The organism is Streptomyces sp. 1222.5 (assembly GCF_900105245.1).
GTDB classification, from domain to species: domain Bacteria; phylum Actinomycetota; class Actinomycetes; order Streptomycetales; family Streptomycetaceae; genus Streptomyces; species Streptomyces albidocamelliae.
This window is the reverse complement of record NZ_FNSZ01000001.1, coordinates 7477772-7495528: the sequence shown is the minus strand read 5'-3', so window position 1 is coordinate 7495528 and position 17757 is coordinate 7477772. Positions and strand designations below refer to the sequence as shown.

At 73.7% G+C, this 17757-nt stretch carries 18 protein-coding genes; 7 read left to right on the top strand and 11 right to left on the bottom strand.

Going from position 1 to position 17757, the window contains the following annotated elements:
* Positions 1–451: 451 nt before the first annotated feature.
* A complete protein-coding gene (locus tag BLW57_RS34005; protein ID WP_306822922.1) occupies positions 452–670 on the top strand; it encodes a DUF1272 domain-containing protein in 219 nt (72 codons plus the stop codon).
* Here BLW57_RS34005 and BLW57_RS34000 read toward each other — a convergent pair.
* On the bottom strand, positions 667–1908 hold the full coding sequence (locus BLW57_RS34000) for an ROK family protein (protein ID WP_093479543.1): 1242 nt from the start codon (positions 1906–1908) through the stop codon (positions 667–669). The two genes, BLW57_RS34005 and BLW57_RS34000, sit on opposite strands and share 4 nt — an antisense overlap.
* A 47-nt stretch (positions 1909–1955) precedes the next feature.
* Entirely contained in the window at positions 1956–2606 is a 651-nt protein-coding gene (locus tag BLW57_RS33995) for an alpha-ketoglutarate-dependent dioxygenase AlkB family protein (RefSeq protein ID WP_093481027.1), read from the bottom strand.
* Positions 2607–2685: 79 nt separating this feature from the next.
* Here BLW57_RS33995 and BLW57_RS33990 point away from each other — a divergent pair, with 79 nt between their 5' ends.
* Positions 2686–3819 (top strand): methyltransferase, encoded by a 1134-nt coding sequence (locus tag BLW57_RS33990; protein ID WP_093479542.1) that lies wholly within the window; start codon positions 2686–2688, stop codon positions 3817–3819.
* Here the strand turns inward: BLW57_RS33990 and BLW57_RS33985 are convergent.
* From BLW57_RS33985 to BLW57_RS33975, 3 genes are read right to left on the bottom strand one after another with little or no spacing between them, the layout of a single operon-like run.
* Entirely contained in the window at positions 3806–4579 is a 774-nt protein-coding gene (locus BLW57_RS33985) for an AraC family transcriptional regulator (RefSeq protein WP_093479541.1), read from the bottom strand. The two genes, BLW57_RS33990 and BLW57_RS33985, sit on opposite strands and share 14 nt — an antisense overlap.
* 2 nt (positions 4580–4581) lie before the next feature.
* Positions 4582–5466 carry a class II fructose-bisphosphate aldolase gene (locus tag BLW57_RS33980; RefSeq protein ID WP_093479540.1) on the bottom strand — a complete coding sequence of 295 codons (885 nt, stop codon included), beginning with the start codon at positions 5464–5466 and terminating at the stop codon, positions 4582–4584.
* A gap of 31 nt (positions 5467–5497) precedes the next feature.
* Entirely contained in the window at positions 5498–6379 is an 882-nt protein-coding gene (locus BLW57_RS33975; protein ID WP_093479539.1) for an SIS domain-containing protein, read from the bottom strand.
* Positions 6380–6626: 247 nt separating this feature from the next.
* On the opposite strand from BLW57_RS33975, the gene BLW57_RS33970 reads away from it, so the two are divergent.
* The gene (locus tag BLW57_RS33970; RefSeq protein WP_093479538.1) at positions 6627–7406 is read left to right on the top strand and encodes a DeoR/GlpR family DNA-binding transcription regulator; all 780 of its coding nucleotides are present in this window, start codon (positions 6627–6629) and stop codon (positions 7404–7406) included.
* Between the two features lie 73 nt (positions 7407–7479).
* Here BLW57_RS33970 and BLW57_RS33965 read toward each other — a convergent pair whose 3' ends face one another.
* The gene (locus BLW57_RS33965) at positions 7480–7875 is read right to left on the bottom strand and encodes a luciferase domain-containing protein (protein WP_176985829.1); all 396 of its coding nucleotides are present in this window, start codon (positions 7873–7875) and stop codon (positions 7480–7482) included.
* 395 nt (positions 7876–8270) lie between these two features.
* Here BLW57_RS33965 and BLW57_RS33960 point away from each other — a divergent pair, with 395 nt between their 5' ends.
* Both BLW57_RS33960 and BLW57_RS33955 read left to right on the top strand, forming a co-directional pair.
* Positions 8271–9440 (top strand): MFS transporter, encoded by a 1170-nt coding sequence (locus BLW57_RS33960; protein WP_093479537.1) that lies wholly within the window; start codon positions 8271–8273, stop codon positions 9438–9440.
* A 691-nt stretch (positions 9441–10131) separates the two neighbouring features.
* Positions 10132–10872, top strand: coding sequence for a maleylpyruvate isomerase family mycothiol-dependent enzyme (locus BLW57_RS33955; protein WP_093479536.1), 741 nt, complete (start codon positions 10132–10134; stop codon positions 10870–10872).
* 7 nt (positions 10873–10879) lie between these two features.
* Here BLW57_RS33955 and BLW57_RS33950 read toward each other — a convergent pair whose 3' ends face one another.
* Positions 10880–11278, bottom strand: a complete 399-nt coding sequence (locus tag BLW57_RS33950) for a MarR family winged helix-turn-helix transcriptional regulator (protein WP_093479535.1) — start codon at positions 11276–11278, stop codon at positions 10880–10882.
* Positions 11279–11363: 85 nt separating this feature from the next.
* Here BLW57_RS33950 and BLW57_RS33945 point away from each other — a divergent pair, with 85 nt between their 5' ends.
* Entirely contained in the window at positions 11364–12854 is a 1491-nt protein-coding gene (locus tag BLW57_RS33945) for an MFS transporter (RefSeq protein ID WP_093479534.1), read from the top strand.
* Positions 12855–13045: 191 nt separating this feature from the next.
* On the opposite strand, the gene BLW57_RS33940 is transcribed toward BLW57_RS33945, so the two are convergent.
* From BLW57_RS33940 to BLW57_RS33930, 3 genes are all read right to left on the bottom strand, one after another.
* Positions 13046–13714 carry a response regulator gene (locus BLW57_RS33940; protein ID WP_093479533.1) on the bottom strand — a complete coding sequence of 223 codons (669 nt, stop codon included), beginning with the start codon at positions 13712–13714 and terminating at the stop codon, positions 13046–13048.
* Positions 13711–14931, bottom strand: coding sequence for a sensor histidine kinase (locus BLW57_RS33935; RefSeq protein WP_176985828.1), 1221 nt, complete (start codon positions 14929–14931; stop codon positions 13711–13713). The genes BLW57_RS33940 and BLW57_RS33935 overlap by 4 nt, the downstream gene beginning before the upstream one ends.
* 292 nt (positions 14932–15223) lie before the next feature.
* Positions 15224–15913 (bottom strand): TetR/AcrR family transcriptional regulator, encoded by a 690-nt coding sequence (locus tag BLW57_RS33930; protein ID WP_093479531.1) that lies wholly within the window; start codon positions 15911–15913, stop codon positions 15224–15226.
* 146 nt (positions 15914–16059) lie between these two features.
* On the opposite strand from BLW57_RS33930, the gene BLW57_RS33925 reads away from it, so the two are divergent.
* Positions 16060–16515, top strand: a complete 456-nt coding sequence (locus BLW57_RS33925; protein WP_093481025.1) for a nitroreductase family deazaflavin-dependent oxidoreductase — start codon at positions 16060–16062, stop codon at positions 16513–16515.
* Here the strand turns inward: BLW57_RS33925 and BLW57_RS33920 are convergent.
* Positions 16505–17749, bottom strand: a complete 1245-nt coding sequence (locus tag BLW57_RS33920) for a geranylgeranyl reductase family protein (protein WP_093479530.1) — start codon at positions 17747–17749, stop codon at positions 16505–16507. The two genes, BLW57_RS33925 and BLW57_RS33920, sit on opposite strands and share 11 nt — an antisense overlap.
* Positions 17750–17757 lie beyond the last annotated feature (8 nt).

The window sequence follows — 17757 nt, the reverse complement described above, 5'->3', positions numbered from 1 at the left end:
AAGAGGCTCCCTCCGCAAGGGGCTCCGAGTCGTCGTGCGGCCGGCGGCAGTACGCGTACCTCCCGGGGAGTAGGCGGGAGCGGGCACGCTGCTCCTCGTGGCGTGCCGACGGGCCGGTGCGACGGAGGCGGACCGGGCACGCGACACGTGCGCGGGGAGGCATGTCCGCCGCGAGCACGGTCGCGTCCCCGGCGGCGGGCCGCTCCGCCTCCCGGCTCCCGCACGGCCGGCGGTGGTGGACGGGGCGCGTACGGTCTACGACGACGGGCGCACGGGGCGACTCGGCCGGCGTGGCCCGATCGTGCGGATCCCTGCCCGTCCGCGCGGTTCCGGAGCGGGGCGGCCCCCGGAGGAGGGGAGGCGGAGCACCGCCGGCCCGCGACCGGCGGACACCGACCGACCCCGGCCGGCCCCGACCGAGGAGACCCCGAGCACATGTCGCTTCAGATGCGTGAGCGATGCGAGCGCTGTACGTACGCCCACCGCGCTGCCGGCGGACGGACCGGCCCGCGTCTGCTCGTCCGAGTGCACCTTCTGCGTGCCCTGCGCCGAGGCCATGGACCGGATCTGCCCCCACTGCGGCGGCGAACCGGTGCCCCGGCCGCGGCGCACGGCCGGCACGCCCGCGCGGGTGGCTCGCGCGCACTCCGGCGGCGAGTCCCCGGTCTAGGCGGTCAGCGCCCCCAGCGGGTCGTCCAGTACCGGCTGCCAGGCCAACTCGGCCGCGCCGACCAGGCTGTTGTGGTCGAGGGTGCACGGCAGGATCGGTACGCCGCCGCTCTGGCCCCACAGACTGCGGTCGGCGACGACCGCCCGCAGCCTCCCGGCGTCGGCGTCCAGGAGCGTGCGGTGCAGGCCGCCGAGGATGATGCGGTCGGGGTTGAGGATGTTGACCAGCCCGGCGAGGCCGAGGCCGAGGCGGTCGATGAGGGCCTCGGCGGCCCGGCGGACGGCCGGATCGCCGTACTGGGTGCGCAGCAGGTCGTTGGCCTGCTGGAGCAGGGACACCTCGGGACCCGGCTCCCGGCCCGCCTCCACCAGCAGGGCCAGCGGGTCGGCCTCGACGTCCAGGCAGCCCCGGCTGCCGCAGTGGCAGGGCCGGCCCTCCGGGTTGACGGTGAGGTGGCCGACCTCCAGGGCAAGGCCCGAACTGCCGGTGTGCAGGCGGCCGTCGAGGACCAGGGCGCCGCCGACGCCGCGGTGCCCGGTGGCCACGCACAGCAGGTCGCGGGCGCCCCGGCCGGCGCCGTGCCGGTGCTCGGCGAGCGCGGCGAGGTTGACGTCGTTGCCCGCGAACGCCGGTCCGGCGATGCCGGCGGCGCGCACGCACTCGGCGAAGGTGCGCCGCACAGGGGCGCCGACCGGCCAGGCGAGGTGCAGCGGGTTGAGGGCGAGACCGTCGGGTTCGGCGACGGCGGACGGCACGGCGAGTCCGGCGCCGACGCAGTGGCGGCCGGTGGTGCGCAGCAGCTCGGCACCCGCCTCGACGACCGACCGCAGCACCTTCGCCGGGTCGGCGTCGACGGTCTCGCAGCCGGGCGCGGTAGCCACGATCCGCCCGCCCAGCCCGACCAGCGCGGCCCGGAACCCGTCGGCGTGGACCTGCGCCGCCAGGGCGACCGGGCCCTCGTCGGCGATCTCCAGCCGGTGCGAGGGGCGGCCCTGGGAGCCCGCCGCCGCCCCCGGCCGGGCGTCCACCCGGATCAGGCCCAGCGCCTCCAGTTCGGCGGCCACCGCGCCCGCCGTCGCACGGGTGACGCCGAGTTCGGCGGTGAGCACGGCACGGGTCGGCGCCCGTCCGGTGTGCACCAGCTCCAGCGCGGGTCCCAGGGCACCGCGTCCCCGGTCCAGCCGTGCCCTCGAGGGGGTCCTCTCCCCCGCCGTCCGGGGATCCGCGTTGCCGCTCATGAGGGGGAGTCTCCCATGATCCGGATCATCGGTGGCCTGCGTCGCCGTCACAGGCCGCTCACCCGCAGGGTGATGTTCAGCCGTCCGGCCAGGCCCAGCCAGGGCGGCGCCGTGCCGGGGTGGACGCGCGGCACGCCGTGGTAGGCGAGCCGGGAGGGGCCACCGAACACGAACAGGTCGCCGCTGCGCAGTTCGACATCGGTGTACGGCCTGGTGCGCGTGTCGGTGTTGCCGAAGCGGAACACGCAGCCGTCGCCGAGGCTCAGCGAGACCACCGGTGCGTCGGACCGCTCGTCACCGTCGCGGTGCATGCCCATCCGGGCGTCGCCGTCGTAGAAGTTGATCAGCGCGATGTCGTACGGCTCCGCCGGCACCGCGGCCGGGCCGAGGGCGTCGGCCACCGCGCCGCGGGCGAGCGCGTCGAGCCAGGCCGGGAAGGGTTTGACGGGCGTCCCGTCGCCGTCGACGACCGTGCGGGCGTAGGCGTACGGGTGCCAGTGCCAGCCCAGGCAGACCTGCCGGGCGGTCATCGTGCCGCCGCCCGGGGTGCGGACCGTGCGCAACCCGGCCGGGGGCCGCGCCCAGTCCCGGCAGGCGGCCAGCAGCTCGCGCTGCCGGTCGGCGCCCAGCCAGTCCGGGGCGTGCACGGCGCCCGGCGCGACCTCCGCGCGCTCCCTGCCGAACAGCTCCGCGTCCACGCGCTCCATCTTGCCCCATGCCCGTCCCACCACCCCTGATCTGCGGCTCCGCTAGCCTGGACGCACGATGAGCGACCGTATGACGACACCGTGGGGCGAGGTCGAGCTGACCCGTTTCCCCGAGGATCCCCGCGACCGGCTGCGTGCCTGGGACGCCTCCGACGCGTATCTGCTGCGTCACCTGGCCGAGGAGCAGGTGCCGCTCACGGGCACGGTCGTGGTGGTCGGGGACCGGTGGGGTGCGCTGGTCACGGCGTTGGCGGAGCACCGGCCGACCCAGATCACGGACTCCTTCCTGAGCCAGGAGGCGACCCGCGCGAACCTGGCGCGGGCCGGCGTGGAACCCGGGGGTGTACGGCTCCTCACCACGCAGGACCCGCCGCCGGAGCGCGTGGACGTACTGCTCGTCAGGGTGCCCAAGAGCCTGGCGATGCTGGAGGACCAGCTGCTGCGGCTGGCGCCCGCCGTGCACGCGGGCACCGTGGTCGTCGGCACCGGAATGGTGAAGGAGATCCACACCTCCACGCTCCGGTTGTTCGAGCGGATCCTCGGGCCGACCCGGACGTCGCTGGCGCGGCAGAAGGCGCGGCTGATCTTCTGCACCCCGGACCCGGCGCTGGACCGGCCCGCGAACCCGTGGCCGTACAGCTACGCCGTACCCGGCGGGGTCGGTGCGGTGTCGGGCCGTACCGTGGTCAATCACGCGGGTGTCTTCTGCGCCGACCGGCTCGACATCGGGACCCGCTTCTTCCTCCAGCACCTGCCGGGCCCCGGCGCCGGCCGCGTGGTGGACCTGGGCTGCGGCAACGGCGTCGTGGGTACGGCGGTGGCGCTGGCCGACCCGACGGCCGAAGTGCTGTTCGTGGACGAGTCGTTCCAGGCGGTGGCCTCGGCGGAGGCGACCTACAAGGCCAACGGGGTTCCGGGGCATGCCGAGTTCCGGGTCGGGGACGGGCTGGCGGGGGTGGCACCGGGAAGTGTGGACGTCGTCCTGAACAACCCGCCGTTCCACTCCCACCAGGCGACGACGGACGCGACGGCGTGGCGGATGTTCACCGGGGCGAAGCGGGCGCTGAGGCCGGGCGGCGAGCTGTGGGTGATCGGCAACCGGCACCTCGGCTACCACGTGACCCTCAAGCGGCTGTTCGGGAACTGCGAACTGGTCGCGAGCGATCCGAAGTTCGTGGTGCTGCGGGCCGTCAGGAGGGGCTAGCGCGCAGGGCGCGCGGCGAGGCGCCGAGTTCGCGCCGGCCGGCCTTGTTGAAGGACTGCAGGTCGCGGATGCCGACCGAGGCGGCGATCGCCGGGATGGACAGGGTCGCGGCGCGCAGCAGATGGTGGGCGCGGTCGAGTCTGCGGTGGCGGACGTAGGCGACCACGGTGTCCCCGGTCGCGGCGCGGAAGAGCCCGATCAGGTGGTTGTGCGAGACGCCGGCCGCCCGGGCGATCTCCGGCACCGTGAGCGGTTCGGCCAGGTGCGCCTCGACGGGGGCGACGGCCGCGCCGAACGCCGGGTGCGGGCCGTGCCGTTCGGCGGGGGCGGGCGTCAGACGGGTGATGCGCCACAGCGCGGCCCAGACCTCGGCGCGGGTCCGTTCGGTCGAGCCGGGCACGGCGACCACCGCTTCCCGCAACAGCGAGGTGAGCACGGTGAGTTCGGCCCCGGCGTCCTGGACGACGGGGATCGCGTGCTCCGGTCCGGCGGCCGGGATGCGCAGGTGCGCGTAGAGGTGTTCGGAGCGGCCCCGGTAGCGGTGGCGGACGGTCGTGCCGGGCGGTACGAGACTCACCCGGCCCGGCCGGAGGGTGTGCGGGGTTCCGTCGACGACCAGTTCGGCGTGGCAGCCGTACAGGTGGAGCTGCCACAGCTCGGGGAGCCGGAAGACGTCCGTACGGCTCGTCAGGCCGTGGACGCCGACACCGGCGGCGACCACGTCCGGCGGCTCCCCGAGGTGGAGGGTCGTCCTGCGCATGGTCAGCGGCGGGCTCCGGAGAGGAGGCCGATGATCCGGGTCACCTCACGGGCCATCGCCTCCCGGCCCACCCCGAGGTACTTGCGGGAGTCGACGGCCTCCGGGTGGGCGGCGAGGAACTCCCGTACGGCGCCGGTCATGGCGGCGTTGAGGGCCGTGCCGACGTTGACCTTGGCGATGCCGCGGCCGACGGCCGCGACCAGCCCGTCGTCCGGCACGCCCGAGGAGCCGTGCAGGACGAGCGGGAGGTCCAGCGCCGCGGACAGCCGTTCGAGCAGCGCGTGGTCCAGGGTGGCGGTGCGGGTGGTCATGGCGTGCACGCTGCCGATGGCGACGGCCAGGGCGTCGACCCCGCTGCCGGCGACGAAGTCCTGTGCTTGGCGGGGGTCGGTGCGGGCGCCGGGCGCGTGCGCATCCCGTGCCGGCCGGGAGGAGGTCCGGCTTCCGTCCTGGCCGGCCTTGCCGCCTACCTCCCCCAACTCCGCCTCGATCCACAGTCCCTGGGCGTGCGCCCAGTCGGCCGCGGCGCGGGTCGCGGCCAGGTTGTCCGCGTACGGCAGGCGGGCGGCGTCGTACATCACCGAGCTGAAGCCCGCACCGGGCGCCTGCCGCAGCAGGTCGTCGCTCTGTACGTGATCGAGGTGCAGGGCGACGGGCACGGCGGCCCGTTCGGCGGCGGCGACGGCGGCGCGGGCCAGCGGCAGCAGCCGCCCGTAGCGGTACTTGACGGCGTTCTCGCTGACCTGGAGGACGACGGGTGCGTCGGCCGCCTCGGCGCCGGCGACGACGGCCTCGACGTGCTCCAGGGTGATGACGTTGAACGCGGCTACGGCGGAGCGGACTTCGGCGGCCCGGGTGACCAGCTCGCCGGTTGACGCAAGAGGCACGTGACGTGTCCTTCCGGGGGGCGGGCGCGGGTCAGGGAGCGAGGATCACCGAGCGGGTGAGGTGGCGCGGCTGGTCGGGGTCCAGGCCGCGGAAGGCGGCGACCGCGACCGCGAGCCGCTGTGCGCGGACGAGTTCGGCGAGCGGGTCGAGCCCGCTCCCGACCCACAGTCCGCCGGTGGCGCGCACCTGCTCGGCGAGCCCGTCGGGCGCCTCGCCGAGCATCCAGGTGGCCGTGCCCGCGGTGGTGATGCTGATCGGTCCGTGCCGGTACTCCATCGCCGGATAGGCCTCGGTCCAGGACAGGGAGGCCTCGCGCATCTTCAGCCCGGCCTCGTTCGCGAGACCGACCGTCCAGCCGCGCCCCAGGAACGTGAACTGGGAGCATTCGACCAGCCCTTGGGGCAGCGGGGTGGTGAGGGCGGTGCGGGCGTCGGTGACGGCTGCGCCGTTGTGCAGGCCGAGGTGGGCGCGCAGGAGGGTGAGGGCGGTGGTCGCGAACCGGGTCTGGACGACGGAGCGTTCGTCGGCGTAGTCCAGCACGACGAGGTCGTCGGCGGCCTCCATGACGGGGGTACCGGGGTCGGCGGTGACGGCCGTGGTGCGGGTGCGGCCCTTCAACTCGGCCAGCAGCTGGAGCACTTCGGTGGTGGTTCCGGAGCGGGTGAGGGCGACGACCCGGTCGTACGACCGCCCGCTCGGGAACTCGGAGGCGGCGAACGCGTCGGTCTCTCCCTGGCCGCTGCCCTCGCGCAGCGCGGCCACCGCCTGCGCCATGAAGTACGAGGTCCCGCACCCGACGACGGCGACCCGCTCCCCCGGATCCGGCAGCGCCCCACGGTGCCGCCCCGCTTCCCCGGCGGCCCGTATCCAGCACTCCGGCTGGCTGTTCAGCTCGTCCTCGACATGCGTCATGCCCACACCCTCCCCTTGTTGATTGTTCTTGCAAGATATAGCGACCTTTCGAGCACAATCAAGCATCGGGGGCCGCAAGAGCCGGTGCGCTAGGGTCGCCGGAGAGGAAGAGGAGATCGGCAGACGATCGAGGAACGGCCGCGGGACGATCGGCACGGGCTCGCCAGGAAGATCGGCGAGTGATCAAAGACCGATCGGAGACCGGGCGCGGACCGGTCGGAACCCGATCGGAGAACGGAGGCCGCGGATGTCGCGGGACGCCCGCTGGAAGGCGCTGCTGGAACTGCTCGTCGAGCGCGGCCGGCTGGAGGTCGAGGAGGCGGCGGCGGAGCTCCAGGTGTCGGCGGCGACGATCCGCCGGGACTTCGACCAGCTGGCCGAGCAGCAGATGCTGGTGCGCACCCGGGGCGGAGCGGTGGTGCACGGGGTGTCGTACGAACTCCCCCTGCGCTACAAGACGGCCCGGCGCGCCTCCGAGAAGCAGCGGATCGCGAAGGCGGTCGCCGACCTGGTCGCACCCGGCGAGGCGGTCGGCCTCACCGGCGGTACGACGACCACGGAGGTGGCCCGCGCCCTCGCCGTGCGCGGCGATCTGTCCACCGGCACACCGGCGCTCACCGTCGTCACCAACGCGCTCAACATCGCCAACGAGCTCGCCGTACGGCCCCAGTTCAAGATCGTGGTGACGGGCGGGGTGGCGCGCCCGCAGTCGTACGAGCTCATCGGCCCGCTCGCGGACGGGGTGCTGGGCCAGATCACGCTGGACGTGGCGGTGCTGGGGGTGGTCGCGTTCGACGTCACGCACGGCGCGGCCGCGCACGACGAGGCGGAGGCCGCCATCAACCGGCTGCTGTGCGAGCGCGCGGAGCGGGTGGTGGTCGCCGCCGACTCCAGCAAGCTGGGCCAGCGGGCGTTCGCCCGCATCTGCGGGACGGAGCTGGTGACCACCCTCGTGACGGACACGGCGGTGGGTCAGGAGACCGTACGCCGCTTCGAAGAGGCGGGGGTACGGGTCCTGACGGTGTGAGCCTCGCCTTCGCGGACCGGCCTACCTTCACGGCGTCACCGGCTCACGCCTCTTGGCATGCCCGGCCGCGGGCTCAGAACGCGCCGAGGTCGGCCTTCACGAAGCCCGCGCCCCGCTGGTCGTTGCAGCCGGACAGCGGCCGGTCGGCCGGGTCGGGCCACGCCTCCTGGGCCTGGAGCGCCACGCTCACCAAGGTCAGGAGCAGGTCGACGTCGCTCGCGGCGTCGAGGCGCAGGGTCAGCCACGGCGAGCCCGGCACGATCCTGATCGCCCCCGAGCCCTTGAAGTCCTTGGTGAACCGGCGGACGGCCCGGTCCGTCAGTCTCAGGTCCACATCCCGGTCGGAGTGGAAGTGGGCGATCTCGCCCTGAACCGAACTCACGGCCTGCCCCAGGCCGCAGCTCGGCACGGCCGGTCTCAGGTCCGGCCAGGTCGCCAGTTGCGCGAGCGCGCGCGAGGCCAACGTCATGGGCCCATCATGACGCGCTCACCCGCCCGCAACCAGCTTGTGAGCGAGCATTAACCGTCCCGCATCCACCAAGGCGACCGTGCCCGCACGCGTGTACACCCCCGAACAGGCCGTCCACCGAGGTCCGTTGTCCTGACCCGCCGGACCACGCCCGCACGTCGCCGCAGGTCGAGCACACCAAGAGACGTACCACGCCTACGACATACCGCCTCGCGACCGACGGAACCGGGTTTCGGCACCACTCCTCGTCACATCACCGCCGGCGCCCACAGGCTCCACACGTGCCGATCCCTTGACGCGAGCGCGCCAGCCGCCGCCGCTCACTTGCCCACGGCCCGCGGCCGCCCTAGCCTGGTTTTGTGCCGCTACTAAACAAAACCCGAACGCACAGCGTCGTGCCGGGCCAGGACCTTGCTCGTCTGCGCGTGGCGATCACCGCCTTCTTCGCCCTGGACGGCTTCATCTTCGCGGGCTGGGTCGTCCGCATCCCCGACATCAAGCATCAGACACACGCGTCCGCCGGCTCGCTCGGGCTCGCGCTGCTCGGCGTCTCCGCGGGCGCCGTTCTCACGATGACACTGACCGGCCGGCTGTGCCGCCGCTACGGCAGTCATCCGGTGACCGTCGCGTGCATGGTGGTGCTCGCGTTCAGCGTCGCGCTGCCTCCGCTCACCCACTCGGCAGCGGCGCTCGGTGCCGTGCTGCTTCTCTTCGGCGCGGCGTACGGGGGTGTGAACGTCGCTTTCAACAGTGCCGCCGTCGATCTGGTGGCCGCCCTGCGCAGGCCGGTCATGCCGAGCTTCCACGCCGCTTTCAGTCTGGGCGGGATGGTCGGCGCCGGCCTCGGCGGGCTGGTCGCCGGCTTCCTGTCCCCGACCCGCCATCTGCTCGGTCTCACCCTGATCGGGCTCCTCGTCACGGCGGTGGCCGGACGCACCCTGCTGCGGCACGAGCCTCCGGCGCCCGCCCACCGCACGTCCTCCTCACCGGCCGAGAAGCATTCCGACGCACGGGGGACGGGGGGCCGCGGGCTGGTCTTCGTCTTCGGTCTCGTCGCACTGTGCACCGCCTACGGCGAAGGCGCCATGGCCGACTGGGGCGCGCTCCACCTCCAGCAGGACCTGGCCGCGTCCGCCGGGACGGCCGCCGCCGGGTACGCGTGTTTCGCGCTGGCGATGACCCTCGGCAGGCTGACGGGCTCGACGCTGCTGGCGCGCCTCGGCCGGGCCCGGACCGTGATCGCCGGCGGCACGGTCGCCTCCGCGGGCATGCTGCTCGGCTCCCTCGCACCCTCCGTCTGGGCGGCACTGATCGGCTTCGCCGTCACGGGACTCGGGCTCGCCAATCTCTTCCCGGTCGCCGTCGAGCGGGCCGGCGCCCTGGCCGGGCCGTCGGGCGTGGCCGTCGCGTCCACCCTGGGCTACGGCGGCATGCTGCTCGGACCGCCCGCGATCGGCTTCATGGCCGACTGGTTCTCCCTCCCCGCCGCCCTCACCAGCGTGGCCGCCCTGGCCGCCGTCGCCACGGTGATCGCGGTGTCGACGCGGCGAGCGATGGGCGGCTGAGGCGGCGCCCCCTCCGGCGAGGCGCCCGGGAGCGGCCGGACGGTCGTTCGGCACCCGGTCCAGGCCGCCGACGCGAGGCGACCACTCGGCGTGCAGCCGGGCGGTCGCCGGGCGCACGGGCTCCGGGGCGACAAGGCGGGCCGGGAAGGGTCCACAAGCCGCGTCGCCCCTGACGAATTCGGCCGGGAGCGGCCAGGCATCCGCTCGCCATCCGGACGGTCGACGCGCAGCACATCCACCCCGCGGGCCGCTGACGTCCAGCCCCGTCGCCGCTCGGGGCTCCCGCTCCAGGTCCAGGTCAAGGTCCACGGCCCCGTACTCGGCTGCCGACTCGGCGATTTCCCTCCGTGTGCGGCCGGGCGGTCGTCCGGCACCCCGATCCAGGTCGACGCGGCAGGCGACGGGCGGTCGCCGCGCGGCCGTGCTTGTGGCCTGCCGGACTGCCGCTCGGCGCTCCCTACAGGTGGGCTGGGCAAGCGGGGGCGGTTGACGCGGCCACTCCTGTCACGAGGCTGGCCTGGCAACCGCTCGGCACCCGATCCCGCCCGCTCCTCCGTCGCACCCGCCTCCGGCCCGCAGCCCGGCTCGTCGGCATCCGGACCTGCACCGGAACCCGCACCCACCCCCTCCGCGGGCCGGTATCGCGAGGGCCGGGCTCCCTGGCGCCCGCTCCGTCCGGCACACTCACCGCATGGAGACTGCCGAGTTCCTTCAGACCCTGGACCGGGAAGGGCGGTTGCTCGCGGCGGCCGCCGCCGAGGCCGGTCCCGACGCCAAGGTGCCGACCTGCCCGGAGTGGCAGGTGCGCGACCTGCTGCGGCACACGGGAGCCGTGCACCGGTGGGCCGCGGCCTTCGTGGCCGACGGGCACACCACGCCGCGCCCCCTCGGAGAAGCGCCCGGCCTGGACGGCGCCGAGCTCGTGGACTGGTACCGGGACAGCCACCGACTGCTCGTCGACACCCTGACCACCGCACCCTCCGACGTGGAGTGCTGGACCTTCCTCCCGGCATCCGGACCCTCACCGCTGGCGTTCTGGATCCGTCGGCAGGCGCACGAGACGACCATGCACCGCTACGACGCGGAAGCGGCACGCGGCGGTACGGCCACCCCGATCGCACCGGACTTCGCGGCGGACGGCATCGACGAGTTGCTGCGCGGTTTCCACGCCCGCTCCCGGAGCCGGGTCCGCAGCGAGGCGCCCCGTGCGCTGCGCGTACGTGCGCTCGACGCCGGGGCGGACGCGGTGTGGACCGTACGGCTCACCACCGAGCCACCGGTGACCGTGCGGGCGGAAGTCGGAGCCGCCGAGGCCGAACTGCCGGGGCCCGCCGAGCAGTTGTACCTGGCGCTGTGGAACCGGGCGCCGGTGCCGAGCGTGACCGGTGACCACTCGCTCGTCACCCTGTGGCGAGAGGCATCGGGTATCTGACGGCCGGTCAGTCCGGCTCGTCCAGCATCCTCGCCAGTACCGCGCGTTGCACGGGCCGTACCTCACCGTGCAGCGCGCGCCCCTTCTCCGTGAGCATCACCCGCACCCCGCGCCGGTCCTCGGCACACATGGCCCGTTCGACCAGGCCGTCCTTCTCCAGCCGGCCGACGAGCCGGGACAGAGCGCTCTGACTGAGGTGGACGCGGTCGGAGATCTCCTGCACGCGGTAGGCGCAGCCGCCGTCCGCCGAGGACCCCTCGGCCAGCAGGTCGAGGACCTCGAAGTCGCTGGCGCACAGCCCGTGTCCGTGCAGTTCCCGGTCCAGCTCGCACTGGGTGCGGGCGTGCAGGGCCAGAATGTCCCGCCACTGCTCCGCGAGCGCCTGCTCGGCCTTGTTCGCCGCCATGAGCGCACCGTAGCAGAGAAACCGAATTGTTGCATCGTAATTAAATGCGCTTGCATTCGATGCATGTGCATGTAGTGTCGTCGGCATGACCTCTCCGCTCACCACCTCCACGACCCCGTCCTCGGGAGTTCGCTGGACTCCCCGGTTGTGGGGCACCCTGCTGGTGCTGTGCGCCGCGATGTTCCTGGACGCGCTCGACGTGTCGATGGTCGGCGTCGCGCTGCCGTCCATCGGCTCCGACCTGCATCTGTCCACGTCGACGCTGCAATGGATCGTCAGCGGCTACATCCTGGGATACGGCGGGCTGCTCCTGCTCGGCGGCCGGACGGCGGACCTGCTCGGCCGGCGCCGGGTGTTCCTGGTGGCCCTCGGCGTCTTCGCGCTGGCCTCCCTGCTCGGCGGGCTCGTGGACTCCGGTCCGCTGCTGATCGCCAGCCGCTTCATCAAGGGGCTCAGCGCCGCCTTCACCGCGCCGGCCGGCCTGTCGATCATCACCACGACGTTCCCCGAGGGTCCGCTGCGCAACCGCGCCCTCTCCATCTACACCACCTGCGCCGCCACCGGCTTCTCCATGGGCCTGGTGCTGTCCGGTCTGCTCACCGAGGCCAGCTGGCGCCTCACCATGCTGCTGCCCGCGCCGATCGCCCTGATCGCCCTCCTCGCCGGCCTCAAGCTGCTGCCGCGCAGCGCCCGCGAGGAGAACCACGCCGGTTACGACATCCCCGGCGCCGTCCTCGGCACCGCGTCCATGCTGCTGCTGGTGTTCACCGTCGTCCAGGCCCCGCAGGCCGGCTGGGCCTCGGCCCGCACCCTGCTGTCCTTCCTGGCCGTCGCGGTACTGCTGACCGCGTTCGTGGCGGTCGAGCGGCGCTCGCCCAGCCCGCTGATCCGGTTGGGAGTGCTCCGCTCGGGCAGCCAGATCCGCGCCCAGCTCGGCGCGATCGCCTTCTTCGGCTCCTACGTCGGCTTCCAGTTCCTCACCACGTTGTACATGCAGTCCCTGCTCGGCTGGTCCGCGCTGCACACGGCGCTCGCCTTCCTCCCGGCGGGCGCGCTGGTGGCGGTGTCCTCCACCAAGGTCGGCGCGATCGTCGACCGGTTCGGCACCCCGCGGCTGATCGCGACCGGCTTCGCGCTGATGGTCCTCGGGTACGCGCTGTTCCTGCGCGTCGACCTGGACCCGGTGTACGCGGCCGTCGTCCTGCCCTCGATGCTGCTGATCGGCGCGGCCTGCGCGCTGGTCTTCCCCTCGCTCAACATCCAGGCCACCAACGGGGTCGAGGACCACGAGCAGGGCATGGTCTCCGGGCTGCTCAACACCTCGGTCCAGGTAGGCGGAGCCATCTTCCTGGCGGTGGTGACCGCGGTGGTCACCGCGGGCGCCCCCGCCCACGCGACCGCACAGGCCGTCCTCGACAGCTACCGTCCGGGCTTCGTGGTCGTCACCGGCATCGCGGCCGTCGGTCTGCTCATCACCCTCACCGGACTGCGCCGCCGGCCCAGCGTGCTGTCGGTCGTGGTCGCCAGGTCCACCGTGGAGGAGGCGGAGGTGGAGCGCGTCGCCGTCGGCGACTGAGGCTCCGCCCGGAGGGGAACGCCTCCGTACGTGCGCCCGGCGGCGACCTGACCGGCCCGCCGGGCGCACGCCTGGGCGCGGGCAAGGGCGGGCGGGCCTCACCGGTGCTCCGGCCGGGGCTTGCCGGGGTCGTCGTACGGCAGCCCACCCGGAGGCGGCCGGATCGGCGGCACGACCTGTGGGCGGTGCGCTCAGCCGCCCAGCCAGCCCGGCCGCACCAGGCCCGACTCGTAGGCCAGCACGACGAGTTGGGCGCGGTCCCGGGCACCGAGCTTCACCATCGTGCGGCTCACATGGGTCTTGGCGGTGAGCGGGCTGACGACCAGGCGGCGGGCGATCTCCTCGTTGGACAGGCCGATGCCCACCAGCGCCATCACCTCCCGCTCCCGCTCGGTCAGCAGGGAGAGCGTGCCGGCCGCCGCGGGCTCCTTCGAACGGGCCGCGAACTCGGCGATCAGCCGGCGGGTGACACCCGGCGACAGCAACGCGTCCCCTTCGACCACGGCCCGTACGGCGCGCAGGAGTTCCTCCGGTTCCGTGTCCTTGACCAGGAAGCCGGAGGCGCCCGCGCGGATCGCCTCGAAGACGTACTCGTCCAGTTCGAAGGTGGTGAGCATGACCACCTTCACGTCCTTCAGCTCGGCGTCCCCGGTGATGCGGCGGGTGGCGGCCAGTCCGTCCAGCAGGGGCATGCGGATGTCCATGAGGACGACGTCCGGCCGCAGTTCGCCCACCAGGCGCAGCGCCTCCTCGCCGTCGGCGGCCTCGCCGCTCACCCCGATGTCCGGCTGCGCGTCCAGCAGCGCCCTGAACCCCGCCCGCACCAGGGACTGGTCGTCGGCGAGCAGTACCCGGATCACTGGTCCTCCCTGAGGCGCGACGGCAGTACGGCGAGCACCCGGAAGCCACCGTCGGGGCGTGGGCCCGCCTCGATGGTGCCACCCAGCGCGGCGGCCCGCTCACGCATTCCGGCGAGTCCGTTCCCGCTGCCCCCGGCGTCCGCGCCGGTGGCGGGTCCGTCGTCGTCGATCTGCAGCCGCAACCCTCCGGCGTCATGGGCGAGGTGCACGCGCGCGTGCCGCGATCCCGAGTGCCGTACGACGTTGGTGAGGGCCTCCTGGACGATGCGGAACGCGGCCAGGTCGGCGCCCGGCGGCAGGTGCGGCGACCCGCCCTCGATCTCCACGGTGAGTCCCGCTGCCGCCGCCTGTTCCACGAGTTCGGGCAGCCGGTCCAGCCCCGGCGCGGGGGCGCGCGGCGCGGCACCGGGGGCGCGCAGGGTGTCGAGGACCTGGCGGACCTCCCCGAGCGCCTCCTTGCTGGCGGCCTTGATGGTGGTGAGCGCGGCCCGGGCCTGCTCGGGATCGCTGTCGAGGAGCACCAGGCCCATGCCCGCCTGGACGTTGATGACGGAGATGCTGTGCGCGAGGACGTCGTGCAGTTCGCGGGCGATCCGCAGCCGTTCCTCGTCGGCGCGCCGCCTGGCCGCCTCGGCGCGGTCCGCGCGTTCGCGCGCCCACTGCTCGCGTCGCACGCGGGCCAGTTCGGCCACGGCGACGATCGCCAGCACCCAGGTGGCCAGGACGACCTCCTGGGTGAGGCCCGCCCGCTCGTCCCCCGCGGGTGGCAGCCAGCGGTAGAGCCACAGCGCGACCAGGGCGTGTCCGGCCCACAGCAGGCCGATGGACGTCCAGGCGGCCCGCCGGTGGCCGGCGACGACCGCGCTGAAGCAGGCGACGGCGACGGTGAGGAAGACGGGGCCGTACGGGTAGCCGAGGGCCAGATAGGCGACGGCCGCCGCCGTCGTGCCGAAGGCCACGGCCACCGGGTGGCGGTGCCGCCACAGCAGCAGGAGCGAGGCGACGATCAGCAGGGCGCGTCCATAGCCGTCGAGGGGTACGCGGTGCTGCTGCTCGTGCGCGGAGAAGTTGGTGCCGATCAGCACGAACGCGGTGATGAGCGCGGTGGAGCGCCACGGCAGCCGGGAGCGGTACGCCTCCGGGTCGTGGTGCCGGTTCCACCACGGGGGTCCGTACCGCCACCAGTGCGAGGGACCGCCTCCGTGCTCCTCTTCCATGTCCGCCACGCTAGACGGCAACCGGCCACGAGGGCGTCAGCCGGACGAGGTGATCACCGATACTCCCCGGGGAGTACGCCCGCCGGTGCCGGGACCGTGCCGGTCCGGCGCGCCGGTGCCCCAGGGTGCGCCCCTCGGGGCTCGTACGCCGGCGGACTGTCAGGACCCCCGTGACCTCGCGGGTTCCGTTCTCACGGACCCGTCGTCCTCGCGTCGGCGCCACCTCGCGGCCAGCCCCACCAGGCCTGCGGGCCTCGGCCGCTCCCCGTGCGGGGCACACCCGGACCGGTGCCTAGCCCGCCAGTCCCACCTCGTGGGCCAGGCGGCCGACCGCGTGCCGGAAGAAGGGGGCGCGGTCCTCCACCACGCGGTTGAACTGACCGAAGAGTTCGAATCCGATCAGGCCGAACAGCTGCGCCCAGACCGCGACCATCGGCGCGGCCGCCTCGGGCGGCAGCTCCGGCGCGATGTCCGCCGCGATCCGTTCCGCCTCGGGGCGCAGGTAGTCGGGGAGCGCCGGGACGGCGAGGCCGGGCCCCTGGTGGGCGTCGCGGATGATGCCGATGAGGGCGAGGCCGACGCGGGACGCGGCGGGGACGGTGGTCTCGGGGGCCGAGTAGCCGGGCACGGGCGAGCCGTAGATCAGCGCGTACTCGTGCGGATGAGTGAGCGCCCAGCCGCGCACCGCCTCGCACACGGCCGTCCAGCGTTCCAGGTGCGTGCCGCCGGCCGCGGCGTCCCGCGCCCGCTCCGCCGCCTCGCCGAGAGAGTCGTACGCGTCGATGATGAGCGCGGTCAGCAACTCGTCCCGGCTGGGGAAGTACCGGTACACGGCCGACGAGACCATGCCGAGTTCACGGGCGACGGCCCGCAGCGAGAGCTTGGCCGCCCCCTCTGCCGCCAGCTGTCTGCGGGCCGCCTCCTTGATGGCCGCGGTGACTTCGGCCCTGGCCCGTGCGCGGGCTCCCTGTGCGCTGCTCATTCCAGCAGTGTGCCACGGAGCAAGAGCGGTGCACACAGACGAGAGCGGTGCCCAAAAAAGAGAGCACTGCTCTTGTCCTGGCGCACCCGTCTGCTCCACACTGGAGTCGAGCGAGAGCACCGCTCTCCCGAACCGTGGGGGTCACCATGTCGTCGTCTTCGCCCTACTACCTCAAGGGCAGCCCGTTCACCGTCCGCATGAACAGCGTGATCGGCTGGCTCGCCCGGCACGGCATCAGCCTCATGGGCACCGCCGAGATGTCCGTGCCCGGACGCAAGAGCGGCAAGATGCAGCGCATCCCGGTCAACCCGCACACCTACGAGGGAGAGCGGTACCTGGTCTCCGCGCGCGGCCACTCCCAGTGGGTGCGGAACATGCGCGCCGCGGGGGGCGGGGAACTGCGCGTCGGCCGCAAGGTGCGCCCCTTCACCGCGGTGGAGCTTCCCGACGCCGAGAAGCTCCCCGTACTGCGCACCTACCTGGAGAAGTGGGGCTGGGAGGTCAACCAGTACTTCGCCGGGGTGACCGCCAAGTCCTCCGACGAGGAGATCATCGCCTGCGCCGGCGACCACCCCGTCTTCCGGATCACCGTCACGGGCTGACCGGCTCCTCCGCGGGCGCGGCCGGCGCATTGCGGTCCAGCGCGGTCAGGGCGCGCTGGGCGAGCGGATGGGCGCGCACCAGCTCACCCAGCGAGGTGGAGCCCTGAGTGATCTCCTTGAAGGCCTTCCACGCGGGACGGAAGCCGGTGAGGGCCGCGTGGAACAGCCCGGGACGCCTCTCGAACGCGGCCAGCATCCGCTTGCCGACGCTCATCTCGACACCGAGCCCCGCCTTGACGGCGAACGCGTAGTTGAGGGCCTGGCGGCGGGCGTCCACCGCGTCGTGCGCCTCGGCGACGCGGACGGCCCACTCCCCCGCCAGCCGGCCCGAGCGCAGCGCGAAGGAGATGCCCTCGCGGGTCCACGGCTCCAGCAGCCCGGCCGCGTCCCCGCAGACCAGCACCCGGCCGCGGGACAGCGGGGAGTCGTCGGCACGGCAGCGGGTCAAGTGGCCGGAGGAAATGGCCGGTTCGAAACCGGACAGGCCGAGGCGGCCGATGAAGTCCTCCAGGTAGCGCTTGGTGGCGGCGCCCTCCCCGCGCGCGGAGATCACACCGACCGTCAGCGTGTCGCCCTTCGGGAACACCCAGCCGTAACTGCCGGGCATCGGGCCCCAGTCGATGAGGACCCGCCCCCGCCAGTCCTCGGCGACCGTCTCGGGCACCGGGATCTCCGCCTCCAGGCCGAGGTCCACCTGGTCCAGCTTCACCCCGACGTGGGCCCCTATGCGGCTGGCGCTGCCGTCGGCGCCGATCACCGCGCGGGCCAGCACCGTCTCCCCGCCCTGCAGGACGACGGCGACCGTGCGCCGGTCCGGCACCGCCGAGCCGTGCTGCTCGACCCGCTGCACCGTGACGCCCGTACGCAGCTCGGCCCCCGCCTTCTGGGCGTGCTCGACCAGCTGCTGGTCGAACTCGGGCCGGTTGATCAGGCCGAACAGCATCTGCCGGGAACGGCGGGTACGGGTGAAGCGGCCGTTGTTCGAGAAGGTGACCGCGTGCACCCGGTCCCGGAACGGCAGCTCGAAGCCGGGCGGCAGCGCGTCGCGCGAGGGGCCGATGATGCCGCCGCCGCACGTCTTGTAGCGGGGCAGCTCGGCTTTCTCCAGCAGCAGTACGCGCCGCCCCGCGACCGCCGCCGCATAGGCGGCCGAAGCCCCCGCGGGTCCCGCGCCCACCACGACGACGTCCCACACCTGCCGCACGTCGTCCGCCGAAGAGTTCTCGCCGCTCACGTTGGTCT

Excerpts from the sequence above, each read along its gene's own strand:
- BLW57_RS33985 (WP_093479541.1), bottom strand. The coding sequence starts at position 4,579 with ATGCGCAGGACGACCCTCCACCTCGGGGAGCCGCCGGACGTGGTCGCC.
- BLW57_RS33925 (WP_093481025.1), top strand. The coding sequence starts at position 16,060 with ATGTCGTCGTCTTCGCCCTACTACCTCAAGGGCAGCCCGTTCACCGTC.
- BLW57_RS33950 (WP_093479535.1), bottom strand. The coding sequence starts at position 11,278 with ATGGCGGCGAACAAGGCCGAGCAGGCGCTCGCGGAGCAGTGGCGGGAC.
- BLW57_RS33970 (WP_093479538.1), top strand. The coding sequence starts at position 6,627 with ATGTCGCGGGACGCCCGCTGGAAGGCGCTGCTGGAACTGCTCGTCGAG.
- BLW57_RS33935 (WP_176985828.1), bottom strand. The coding sequence starts at position 14,931 with ATGGAAGAGGAGCACGGAGGCGGTCCCTCGCACTGGTGGCGGTACGGA.
- BLW57_RS33990 (WP_093479542.1), top strand. The coding sequence starts at position 2,686 with ATGACGACACCGTGGGGCGAGGTCGAGCTGACCCGTTTCCCCGAGGAT.
- BLW57_RS33945 (WP_093479534.1), top strand. The coding sequence starts at position 11,364 with ATGACCTCTCCGCTCACCACCTCCACGACCCCGTCCTCGGGAGTTCGC.
- BLW57_RS33930 (WP_093479531.1), bottom strand. The coding sequence starts at position 15,913 with ATGAGCAGCGCACAGGGAGCCCGCGCACGGGCCAGGGCCGAAGTCACC.
- BLW57_RS34000 (WP_093479543.1), bottom strand. The coding sequence starts at position 1,908 with ATGAGCGGCAACGCGGATCCCCGGACGGCGGGGGAGAGGACCCCCTCG.
- BLW57_RS33965 (WP_176985829.1), bottom strand. The coding sequence starts at position 7,875 with ATGACGTTGGCCTCGCGCGCGCTCGCGCAACTGGCGACCTGGCCGGAC.
- BLW57_RS33955 (WP_093479536.1), top strand. The coding sequence starts at position 10,132 with ATGGAGACTGCCGAGTTCCTTCAGACCCTGGACCGGGAAGGGCGGTTG.
- BLW57_RS33975 (WP_093479539.1), bottom strand. The coding sequence starts at position 6,379 with ATGACGCATGTCGAGGACGAGCTGAACAGCCAGCCGGAGTGCTGGATA.